A 10,585-nucleotide genomic window follows, 5' to 3' on the forward strand; every position below is an offset into this window, starting at 1 on the left:
GCCGATGAGCGCAACCTGGTGATCCACGGCTTCCTGACTTTCCTCGACCCGCCAAAGGAGACCGCAGGCCCAGCCATTGCGGCGCTGCAACAGATCGGCGTGGCGGTAAAGGTGCTGACCGGCGACAACGCCGTGGTCACCAGCAAGATCTGCCGCCAGGTCGGCCTGGAACCCGGCCAGCCGCTGTTGGGCGTGGAAATCGAGGCAATGGATGACGCCACCCTGCTGCGCCGGGTGGAAGAGCGCACGGTGTTTGCCAAGCTGACGCCGCTGCAAAAATCCCGTGTGCTTAAAGCCTTGCAAGCCAACGGCCATACCGTCGGCTTCCTCGGCGATGGCATCAACGATGCACCGGCGCTGCGCGACGCCGACGTGGGTATTTCGGTGGACACCGCGACTGACATTGCCAAGGAATCGGCCGACATCATCCTCTTGGAAAAGAGCCTGATGGTGCTGGAAGAAGGCGTGCTCAAGGGCCGCGAAACCTTCGGCAATATCATGAAGTACCTGAACATGACCGCCAGCTCCAACTTCGGCAACGTGTTCTCGGTGCTGGTGGCGAGTGCGTTCATTCCGTTCATGCCGATGCTGGCTATCCATTTGCTGCTGCAAAACCTGATGTATGACATCTCCCAGCTGGCGCTGCCGTGGGACAAGATGGACAAGGAATACCTGGCCAAGCCGCGCAAGTGGGATGCGAAGAACATCGGCCGCTTCATGATCTGGATCGGGCCAACCTCGTCGATCTTCGACATCACCACCTTTGCCCTGATGTGGTACGTGTTCTCCGCCAACAGTGTGGAAATGCAGACCCTGTTCCAGTCCGGCTGGTTTATCGAGGGGCTGCTCTCGCAAACCCTGGTGGTGCATATGTTGCGCACCCGCAAGATCCCGTTCTTCCAGAGCACGGCCGCCTGGCCGGTGTTGATGATGACCGCCATCGTCATTGGCCTGGGGATCTACGTGCCGTTCTCGCCGCTGGGCACCCTGGTAGGCCTGGAGCCGCTGCCGCTGGCGTACTTCCCATGGCTGGTCGGCACCCTGCTCGCCTACTGCTGCGTCGCCCAACTGATGAAGACGATCTACATCCGCCGCTTCAAGCAGTGGTACTGATCAACCCGCCGTTTAAACGGTGGCGGTCGCCCGGCCGCCACCGCGCAACACAAGCCCGATTACAAGGACTAGGACTATGCGCGTCTTGATCTGTGCAGGTCGTCATTACGCCGACACCAAAAAGTCCCGCCATGTGCTGGACGCTTACCACCGCCTGCGCCCGGTGCAGGTATTGATTCACGGCGGCAACCAGTTCCTCGGCAGTGACATCGAGGAATGGGCGCGGGACATGAGCATCGACGTGGTGCGCTACCCGCCCAACTGGCAACGCCACGGCAAACAGGCGGAACGCCAGCGCAACCATTTCATGCTGGCCGACAGCCGCCCCGACGTGGTCATCGCCCTGCCGGGTGGTGACGACACCTCGGAGCTGGTCTGCCAGGCCAAAGCCAGCGGCATTTCGGTGCTGACCGTAGAAAGCTGAATTCAAGCGAGGTGCATCATGCACAAAAAACACCAAACGGACGGGTTCGCGAAATACCGTTCGCGCCACTATCGCGGCGCCCGTCATACCCTGTTGCTGTTGCCTGCGGCCAAACGGCGGGCACTGCAACGTAACTTGATCTTTATCGGCGTGACCCTGGGCCTGGTTTTGCTCACCGCGTTGTTTGCCAAGGCCCAGGCGGCCGGCGGTGCCTATGTGGTCGATGATGGCGCGGTCAATGCGCCTGGGGAATGCAACGTCGACGCCTGGTACACCGCCAATCGGCACGCGGGCCGTCTTCACAACGAAACCCTGAACCCGGCCTGCACGTTCAGTTCACTGCCGGCTGTGCAATGGAGTGCCGCCCTTTCCCGCGCCAGCGGCGAGGGTGATGCCGAGACTCAAGTCAGCCCACAAGTGAAAGCACAGGTGTGGTCACGGCAAGACCTGGGGCTTGAGATGGCGGTTTCCGCCACGACCCACTTTGCGTTGGACCGCGCGCATGCGTTCGACGGCGCCGACCTGAATGTGCCACTGACCTGGCAACCGGTCGAAGCCTTGCGCCTGAACCTTAACGGCGGCTGGACACATGTCTATAACGGCGGCGAGCAAAATCATCGTCTTACCTGGGGCACCGGCTTCGAATATCAGCTGGCAGACGCACTGACGCTGATCGGTGAGCGCTACGGCCAAGAGGGTGGCGACCAGGCCTGGCAGGCCGGGCCGCGCTTTCATGTGGGCAAGCGGGTCGATGTGGATGTGGTGGTTGGGCAGAGCCTGTCCGGTGAGCGCAACCCGTGGTTGACCACCGGTGCCACCGTGCGGTTCTAAGTCTTGGCCTGTTGTTCGAGGTGCAGTTGCAACTGCGGATCGATGCGCAACTGCCCCGCCAGCTCATCCAGGTAATTGCGCTCTGCGTCCTGCTGGTCATTGACCAGCATCACGCTGGCCAGGTAGATCTCTGACGCCAATGCCGGGTCATCGGCATACTCGGCAAAATCCGCAGCATTCAGTGGCTTGGCGACTTCGGCGTCAAGCCACTGTTGCAATTGAGGGTCATCAGTGTGGCGGCCGATCTCGGCGCTGATCATCTGCTGCTCCTGCGCATCGATCTTGCCATCGGCCTTGGCGGCGGCGATCAGTGCGCGCAACACCCCGTGGCTATGTGCTTCAACTTCCGGACCGGCGAGCTGGTCTACGGTCTGGATCGCCTGTTGCGGCGCGCTGGCCTGCTGGCGTTGCCAGGTTTGATACGCCTGGAAGGCCGCCATGCCCAAGGATGCCAACGCCGCGTAGTTCATCCCGCCGGAACGCCCTTGCGGCGTGCTGCCGGTGGAGGTGCTGCCGGTGGCATTGCCGCCCAACAAACCGCCGAGACCACCCAATAAACCACCGAGCCCGCCACCGCCAGTGGCATTGCCCGTGCTGGTGCCTTTCAGCAAGCCGCCGAGCAGCCCGCCCAGGCCACCGCCCGATGCACCGCCGCCTTGTTGTCCGGCGCGCAGCAGTTGTTCGAGTAGATCGCTGGTGTTCATGGTGTCACCCTCCTGGGCGCAGTATTGGCGTTCAACAACCATAGCCCGCCAGCGCGGGAACACCATGACCGCCGGGCAGGCGCGCTTTATGATGGCGTCATCACGCCATTGAGGGAGAAAACACGTGAACCGCATCGAGCACATTGCGTTGCTGGCAGGCTACAACCAGTGGATGAACCGCAAAGTCTATGACGCTGCGGGCACGCTCACGGATGCAGAGTTAGGTGTGGATCGGCACGCGTTTTTCGGCTCGATCCTCGGCACCCTGAATCACCTGGTGTTGGGCGACACTGTCTGGCTCAAGCGTTTTGCCGGGCACCCGGCGGGGTTCCCGGCGTTGAACCCGCTGCGCGCCATCGACACCCCGACAGACCTCAAGCAACTGGCCTTCGCCGACATTCGCGAACTTTCGGCCCGCCGCGCCTGGCTGGACGAACTCATCATCGAGTGGGCCCAGAGCCTCCACGAATCGGACCTCGACCATCGCCTGCACTATCACAACATGCGCGGCGCGCCCGCAAACAAACCGTTCTTCAGCCTGCTGGTGCATTTTTTCAACCATCAAACCCACCACCGGGGCCAGGCTACGACGCTGCTGACCCAGGCGGGTGTGGACGTGGGCGATACCGACTTGTTGGCGCTTATTGACTGAATTCAGCGCGCGCTGAATTCGGCGTAGGCCTGCATCAAGCGTGGAAAGTCCTGAGGCTGGGGCAGTTGCGCGAAGCTTTCAACCGCAGGCGTCGACGCCCAGGGCAGTTTTTCGCTGGTCCAGGTTTCCATGAAAGGCACGTAATCCGCGGCGTTATCCAACAATGTGGCGCGCACGTTGACGAATTCGTCGATGCCATGCGGGCGGGTAAACACCCAGCTCATGCAATGGGGGCAGCAATAGTGGCGGTCCACACCATGCAAACCGCCAATGACCGGGCAGCCTTGGGTCACGGTGAAGCCGCTGGCGGGAATCAGCGCACTGAGGGAAAACGCGCTGGAGGTCATTTTCTGGCAGCCGCTGCAGTGGCACGCCATGGTGATCACCGGTGGCAGGCTGACACTGAAACGCACCCGGTTACACCGGCAACTGCCCTCCATCGGCGGAGTTTCGACGCTCATCATTCATTCCTTTTTTATGATTGTGGGTGGCACAGGGTAGCGTGAACCGGTACAGGAGGAAAACCGAACGCCGGACCCTGCGTGCGGTCCTACGTTCAGGTGTCGGGCGTGTTTGCAGCCCGCCCTCCCAGCGCACATCGATGATTTACCGATGCGCGCACCCCAAGAAGGAGACGCTTAGATGGTCACTCACTTCAAGGTCGCCGGGCATTTGGCCTGCGGCCACCACGGCACGAACCTCACCTCCAGCACCGAGCTGAACCGAGTCAAATGCCGCACCTGCCGCAACACCGAAGCGTATAAAGAAGCGCGCCGAACCCAGCGCAACGCTTCCCGCCGCGCCGCACGCAAAACCAAAACGCATACCGCCATTGACTGGCGCAGCGCGTGGACACAGCGCCTCACCGACCTGCCAGGGTTGCAGCGCCTGCCTCGCGGCGTCAGCGGCCAGCCTTTCGTCTAGCCGCCAACACGGCGCCCGCCTCGGCGGGTGTCTGTGCGAATCCTCTGCAAAAAACCAGAAATCGCCTGTAGATCACTGATCTACCAAGCTTTTTGATCCGCCATTTTGAGCGAGAAAGGTCTCTGCCGACCTTGCATCGATGCGCCGGGGTCTATATATTCCCAACCCTGCTTCACCGCGCTGCCGCCCGAATGGCGAAACTGGTAGACGCATGGGACTTAAAATCCCCCGCTCTTAAGGGCGTGCCGGTTCGATTCCGGCTTCGGGCACCATAGATATCAAAGGCTTGCATGATGAACTTCATGCAGGCCTTTATCTTTTGTGTTGCGTAATTCCCCTGCGTGGCATTCTGCCGACCGAATACAAACCACCAATAGCCCACTGTTCGCAGGCGTGTCGGGTGGCCGCATTCAGTCTAGAAACGGCCGACCTGTGCAACTGCGAAAATGGACTGGGCGTATGGCCTGTTAATCCACCACCGGCTTGCCCAGCGAGCGCCCGGCCACGAACCAGTCGGTAGGCGGCACGTCCTGGAACAGCACGGTCACCTCCTCGGGCCTGGACGCGAGTTGCTCTACGAACAGGCGGTTAATCGCCTCGGCCAACTTTGCTTTTTGCGCGTCGCTACGCCCGGCAAACAGCTCGATTTTCACGATTGGCATACGTCCTCCTTACAGTACCAGGCCACGTGGCCAGGTATCGGAAAGCTGATAACCCTCGGGATAAGGATCGCTAGGGTCCAGCATCAGTTGAGCGGTACCGGTAATCCATGCGCGGCCGGAAATGATCGGCACGATGGCCGGGCGCCCAGCCAGGTCGGTGGCACTGTCGATACGGCAATGAAATTCCGAACCGATGATGGAGCGGCCGATAAAGGTTTCGCCTACCTCCAGTTGGCCTTTGGCATGCAGCACTGCCATGCGCGCTGAGCAGCCAGTGCCGCAGGGTGAACGGTCGATTTTGCCCGGGCGGATCACCACCGCGTTCGCTGCGCTGGCCACACCGGCTTCACGCGAGAGCGGCGCGGCGATCTGGCAGAACGAAATGTGGTTCCAGTCTTTGTTCAGCGGGTGGGTGAAACCCAATTGCTCGTTGGCCGCCTTGGTGATCTTGAGGCCGGTGGCTACCAGGTCCGCCGCCTCGTCGGAGGTGAGCGCAAAACCCAGCTTGGTGGCGTCGCAAATGGCAAAGCTGTCGCCGCCATAGGCCGTGTCGACCTGGATCGAACCCAGCCCTTCCACTTCAATCCACGCGTCCAGCTTGTCGGCGAACGAGGGATGATTTTTCACTTCCACGCGCTGCACTTTGCCGTCGCGGCAATGCGCGGTGACCTCAATGACGCCGCCTGGCGCTTCAAGGATCAAATGGGTGATGGGCTCGACCATCGGCACAATGCCGCTGTCCAGCAACACGGTGGCCACGCACAGCGAGTTGGAGCCGGACATGGGCGGCACGTCAGCGGGCTCCATGATGATGAAGCCCATTTGCGCGCGCGGGTCTTTGGCCGGCACCAGCAAGTTGACGTGGCGGAACACGCCGCCACGGGGTTCGTTAAGCACAAAGTTGCGCAGCACGTTGTCGCGCTCGATAAACCGCGACTGTTCCCACAAGGTATTACCGGGGGGTGGCATGACGCCGCCGACAATCACATCGCCCACTTCGCCTTCGGCGTGGCAGCCTACAACGTGCACAATTTTTGTTGATCTCACGGGATGTTTCCCTCTCGATTCAGTTGGCTGGGTAAATGGCGCGTTGGGGCGGCGCAGGTGCGCCGCCCTGCTCGCCTTAAGCTTTAGACCACTGCGCGTACCACTCGCGGAACAAGGCGTACTGGGTTTGGGCGTAACGGCGCTGCGATTCGCTCAGCACGTCGGTGTCGTAGAAATGCAAGGTGTATTCCAGGTCGCCGTTGAGCACCATCAGGTACTTGTAATACAACACAAGATCGGTGCCCTCATCGAACGAGGACAACACCGCCAGTGCCGCTTCCAGTTCTTTGGCCTGCTGGCGCGCCTTGGCATCGCCTTTGGCTGCCGCCTTGCTCAGTTGCACCAGGTGCAGCACTTCACGCGGCAAAGCGTTGCCGATGCCGGTAATGGCACCGGTAGCGTTGCAGTTGACGAAACCGTGCACCACTTGGGTATCCACGCCCACCATCAGCGTCACCGCATCATCTTGGGAGGTGATGAATTCTGCCGCGTAGCGCAGGTCTGCCGCACCGCCGAACTCCTTGAAGCCGATGAGGTTGGGGAACTCGCGACGCAACTCGAAGAACAAGTCGGCGCGCGTGGCAAAGCCGTAGTACGGGCTGTTGTAAATCACTGCCGGCAGCTGTGGCGCTGCGTTCAAAATAGCCGCGAAGTGAGCTTTTTGCGCGGAAGCCGAAGCGCCGCGCGACATTACGCGTGGAATCACCATCAACCCGCGCGCGCCTACTTTGGCGGCATGCGCCGCGTGGGAAATCGCTTCACGCGAGTTCACCGCGCCGGTGCCGACGATGGTCGGGATGCCCGCTGCCACTAGGCGCGCAACGCCCTCCTGGCGCTGGGCTTCGGTGAGCAGCGGCCAGTCGCCCATGGAACCGCAATAAACGACGGCACTCATGCCGATGTCGATCAGCTCACGGGCCTTGGCCACCAGCGCGTCGAAATCCGGCTGACGGTCAGCGGTGCAAGGGGTCATCAGGGCGGGCATGCAGCCCGAAAAAATGTTGTCGCTCATGTGCGCTCCTACAGGATGCAGTGTTGGGATAAACCGGTAATTGGATATGGTATACGGTGCAATTCAAGCGTAATCCCGCGTCGAACAGGCCGGCGTACCGGCCGTTGCACAGGCTTACACCACAGACTTGAGAAACTCGATCGTCTCGGCCTTTTGCGGGTTGCCGATCACCTGCTCCGGCGTGCCGATCTCATGCACGATGCCGTTGCGAAAGAACGCCACGCGGTCGGATACGTCCCGCGCAAAGCGGATCTCGTGGGTTACCAGGACCATGGTCATGCCGTCTTCAGCCAGCATGCGCATGGTGTCCAGCACCTCGCCCACCAGTTGCGGGTCCAGCGCTGAAGTGGCTTCGTCAAACAGCATATAGTCGGGCGACATCGCCAGGGCGCGGGCGATGGCCATGCGTTGTTGCTGGCCGCCGGACAGCTTGCCGGGAAACACCTTGAGCTTTTCGCCCAGGCCCACATGGCGCAACTGCTGCACTGCAATCGCCTCGGCTTCGGCCTTGCCGAGCCCCAGTACCTTGCGCGGCGCCAGCATCACGTTTTCCAGCACGGTCAGGTGCGGGAACGCGTTCCACTGCTGGAACACGATGCCCACCTTCTGCCGCAGCTTGTTCAGGTCGGTGCGCTTGTCGTGCACCTCGATGCCGTCCACGCGAATGCTGCCTTTGTGGATGGGCTCCAGGCCGTTGATGCACATCAACAAAGTGGACTTGCCCGAGCCCGAGCCACCAATGATGGACACCACCTCACCCTTCTGCACAGTCAGGCTGACGCCCTTGACCACTTCAAGGTCGCCAAAGGATTTATGAACGTTGCTGATCTCAATCATTTTCCTGCCACCTTTTTTCCAGCTGTGCGCCCACACGGGAAATCACCCAGCTCATGACGTAGTAAATGAGGCCCACGATGCAGAGCACCAGCAACGGCTCCTGAATGCGGGTCACGATGCTTTGGGAGGCGCGAAGCAATTCAACGATGCCGATCCACATGACCAGCGAGGTGTCTTTCATCAAACTCAGCAGCAAGTTCAGCCACCCCGGAAACGCCACGCGGCTGGCCAGTGGCATGACGATGTAACGCAGGTCTTGCCAGTAGCTCATGCCCAATGAACGGCTGGCACGGCGCACTTGCGCCGGCACGGCCAGGATGCCGGCCCGAACGATTTCGGTGCAGTACGCGGCGGCGTAGATACCCAGCACCAGGCAGCCGATGGTGAATACGCTCCAGTTGAGGCCCACCATGCTTTTCATGGAGTTGAACAGCACGAACTGGATCAACAGCGGCACGCTTTTGAACACATCCAAAATCAGCGCCAGCGGCAAGGTGATTCGCGGTGCCACGGCGCGCAGCCAGCCAAAGACCACCCCCACCAGCGTGCCCACGACGATGGCGGCAAAGGTCAGCTCGAGGGTGGTCCAGGCACCTTGCAGCAGGTAGAGCAGGTCGTGTTGCGTCAGGCTTGTGTTGAACATGTGTGCACCCTTAATAACGGAACAAGCGCCAGCCGATGATGCGGGCACCCACGACGATGACTTTGGCGATGAGGTAATAGAGCGCTGCCGCCATGGCGAAGAACTCGAACGTTCTGAACGTGCGCACGTTCAACTCCTGGGTGACGCCGGTGAGGTCATTGTTGAGGCCCACCACCACGCCGGCGGACGTGATCAGCACCGACCACACCATCTGGTTACTCAAGGGATGGAACACCACGCGCAACAGTTGCGGCACCACAATCAGGCGGTACGCCTGGAAGGCACTCATGCCCAGCGAGCGGGCAGCGCGCACCTGAGTGTGCGGGATAGCCTTGAGGCCGCCGCGAAAGATCTCGGCCAGGTAGCCTGCGTTATTGAAGGTGATGCCAAACACCAGCGCGGCCCAGGAACTCACTTGGATGTTGAAAGAGCCCAGGCCGAAATACAGGATGTAGATCTGGAACAGCGACGGCGTGTTGCGCGCAATGGACACCCAACCCTCGGCAAACCCGCGCAGCAGCGGGTTTTTCATGCCGCGCATGGCCGTCAGCAAAAACGCCAGCAGCATGCCCAGCACCATCGCCAGCACGGCCGTCTGCATCGTGACCCAGGCCCCCGCTAACATATCGGGCAGCGCGTTGAAGGCGCTCCTCCAGTGGAAGGTGTAGTCAAGCATCAAGGGCACCTCATCAGACTGAATCAGGCTTATCAGATTTCGTATACGTTATACAAAGCAATAGCGGTGCCATATTTTCTGTAGCGTTCCCAAAATCAAGCCCGGCCCCGCCCAGCAAGGGGGCACGCGCAGTGGCTGCGCGGATGGCTCGCCAGGCATTGATGTGAGCGCTGCTACATTTGGGAACATTTTTTAAACGCACTCACCAAAATGCAGCGTTACCTGAACCTGCAAAAACCATTCACCCCAACAAAAACGCCCGCGTTAGCGGGCGTTCAGGTTTACGCACATGCGCAAAGCTTAGTAGTACACGCCCGGTACGGTGAGGGATTGCGGCTCACCGCCCAGCCACTTCTTGTACAACTCGGCATAACGGCCGCTGCGCACTTGCTGGTTGATGAACAGGTTCAGGTAGTCGCGCAGGCCCAGTTCGCTGCGCTTGACCGCCAGCGACACATAGTCGGGCGTGTAAGGCGCGTTACCGGCGAGCTTGAGGCCCTTGTATTTGCCGGACTTGATCGCCGCAGCGCCCACCGCACTGGTCACGATGGTTGCGTCGACATGGCCTTGGGAGACGGCCAGCAAGGTGTCGTTCTGCGACTGATAGGTTTGCACCGTTCCGGTGCCCCACTCCTTGAGGGTCTTGCTCAGGGAGTTGGCTTCATAGGAGCCCGAGGTGGCCGCCAGCGTGTGGCCCTTGAGGTCTTCGAATGTGTTGATGTTGGTGCCTTCGTGCGTCATCACCTGCACCGAAAACACGAAGTACGGGATGGTCATCGCCACTGTTTTTGCACGTTCCAGGGTGTCGGAGGTGGACGCCACGATAATGTCCGCGCGGTTGGACACCAGTGCCGGAATGCGGTCAGGGAACGGCGTTTCGACGATTTCTGCGGTGACACCCAACACCTTCGCCAAATCGTTGCAGTAGTCAACGTCAAAGCCCACCGGATTGTTGGCATCGTCACGCATGCCCATTGGCGGGAAGTCGAGGGTAACGGCGCAACGCAGTTTGCCGGAGTCAATAATGTCATCGAGCTTGTCGGCCTGGGCGGCACTCATG

Annotated in this window: 14 protein-coding genes and 1 tRNA gene; 6 read left to right on the plus strand and 9 right to left on the minus strand. The window is 60.7% G+C overall.

Translation table 11 applies throughout. The annotated features are described in order from the left end of the window. From mgtA to WBB95_RS03095, 3 genes are all read left to right on the plus strand, one after another. A partial coding sequence (mgtA, locus tag WBB95_RS03085; protein ID WP_424486242.1) for a magnesium-translocating P-type ATPase occupies window positions 1–1,113 on the plus strand: 1,113 nt, incomplete at its 5' end. A gap of 76 nt (window positions 1,114–1,189) precedes the next feature. Next, a complete protein-coding gene (locus tag WBB95_RS03090; RefSeq protein WP_424486243.1) occupies window positions 1,190–1,537 on the plus strand; it encodes a DUF2493 domain-containing protein in 348 nt (115 codons plus the stop codon). A gap of 18 nt (window positions 1,538–1,555) precedes the next feature. Next, window positions 1,556–2,368: a hypothetical protein gene (locus WBB95_RS03095; RefSeq protein WP_424486244.1), complete on the plus strand. Its 813-nt coding sequence runs from the start codon at window positions 1,556–1,558 to the stop codon at window positions 2,366–2,368. Here the strand turns inward: WBB95_RS03095 and WBB95_RS03100 are convergent. After that, window positions 2,365–3,072 carry a tellurite resistance TerB family protein gene (locus WBB95_RS03100; RefSeq protein WP_424486245.1) on the minus strand — a complete coding sequence of 236 codons (708 nt, stop codon included), beginning with the start codon at window positions 3,070–3,072 and terminating at the stop codon, window positions 2,365–2,367. The genes WBB95_RS03095 and WBB95_RS03100 overlap by 4 nt on opposite strands. A gap of 124 nt (window positions 3,073–3,196) precedes the next feature. Between WBB95_RS03100 and WBB95_RS03105 the strand changes: the two genes are divergently transcribed. After that, window positions 3,197–3,724, plus strand: coding sequence for a DinB family protein (locus WBB95_RS03105; RefSeq protein ID WP_424486246.1), 528 nt, complete (start codon window positions 3,197–3,199; stop codon window positions 3,722–3,724). A gap of 2 nt (window positions 3,725–3,726) precedes the next feature. Here the strand turns inward: WBB95_RS03105 and WBB95_RS03110 are convergent, their stop codons facing one another. Beyond that, window positions 3,727–4,185, minus strand: coding sequence for a GFA family protein (locus WBB95_RS03110; protein WP_424486247.1), 459 nt, complete (start codon window positions 4,183–4,185; stop codon window positions 3,727–3,729). A 181-nt stretch (window positions 4,186–4,366) separates the two neighbouring features. On the opposite strand from WBB95_RS03110, the gene WBB95_RS03115 reads away from it, so the two are divergent. Both WBB95_RS03115 and WBB95_RS03120 read left to right on the plus strand, forming a co-directional pair. After that, window positions 4,367–4,648, plus strand: coding sequence for a hypothetical protein (locus WBB95_RS03115; RefSeq protein ID WP_424486248.1), 282 nt, complete (start codon window positions 4,367–4,369; stop codon window positions 4,646–4,648). Window positions 4,649–4,833: 185 nt separating this feature from the next. Continuing rightward, window positions 4,834–4,920, plus strand: a tRNA-Leu gene (locus WBB95_RS03120). A 195-nt stretch (window positions 4,921–5,115) separates the two neighbouring features. On the opposite strand, the gene WBB95_RS03125 is transcribed toward WBB95_RS03120, so the two are convergent. The 7 genes from WBB95_RS03125 to WBB95_RS03155 form a co-directional block, all read right to left on the minus strand. After that, window positions 5,116–5,310 carry a tautomerase family protein gene (locus tag WBB95_RS03125; protein WP_424486249.1) on the minus strand — a complete coding sequence of 65 codons (195 nt, stop codon included), beginning with the start codon at window positions 5,308–5,310 and terminating at the stop codon, window positions 5,116–5,118. A 9-nt stretch (window positions 5,311–5,319) separates the two neighbouring features. After that, window positions 5,320–6,357: a trans-3-hydroxy-L-proline dehydratase gene (locus WBB95_RS03130; protein ID WP_424486250.1), complete on the minus strand. Its 1,038-nt coding sequence runs from the start codon at window positions 6,355–6,357 to the stop codon at window positions 5,320–5,322. 76 nt (window positions 6,358–6,433) lie between these two features. After that, the gene (locus WBB95_RS03135; RefSeq protein WP_424486251.1) at window positions 6,434–7,369 is read right to left on the minus strand and encodes a dihydrodipicolinate synthase family protein; all 936 of its coding nucleotides are present in this window, start codon (window positions 7,367–7,369) and stop codon (window positions 6,434–6,436) included. Window positions 7,370–7,483: 114 nt separating this feature from the next. Further along, window positions 7,484–8,206, minus strand: a complete 723-nt coding sequence (locus WBB95_RS03140) for an amino acid ABC transporter ATP-binding protein (RefSeq protein WP_424486252.1) — start codon at window positions 8,204–8,206, stop codon at window positions 7,484–7,486. Further along, complete coding sequence (locus tag WBB95_RS03145; RefSeq protein ID WP_424486253.1) at window positions 8,199–8,849, minus strand: amino acid ABC transporter permease; 651 nt, start codon at window positions 8,847–8,849, stop codon at window positions 8,199–8,201. The genes WBB95_RS03140 and WBB95_RS03145 overlap by 8 nt, the downstream gene beginning before the upstream one ends. Before the next feature lie 10 nt (window positions 8,850–8,859). Further along, entirely contained in the window at window positions 8,860–9,525 is a 666-nt protein-coding gene (locus tag WBB95_RS03150) for an amino acid ABC transporter permease (RefSeq protein ID WP_424486254.1), read from the minus strand. Between the two features lie 300 nt (window positions 9,526–9,825). Beyond that, on the minus strand, window positions 9,826–10,584 hold the full coding sequence (locus WBB95_RS03155) for a transporter substrate-binding domain-containing protein (RefSeq protein WP_424486255.1): 759 nt from the start codon (window positions 10,582–10,584) through the stop codon (window positions 9,826–9,828). Window position 10,585: the final 1 nt, after the last annotated feature.

Origin of the sequence: Pseudomonas sp. (assembly GCF_049645325.1) — a bacterium.
Taxonomy (GTDB): domain Bacteria; phylum Pseudomonadota; class Gammaproteobacteria; order Pseudomonadales; family Pseudomonadaceae; genus Aquipseudomonas.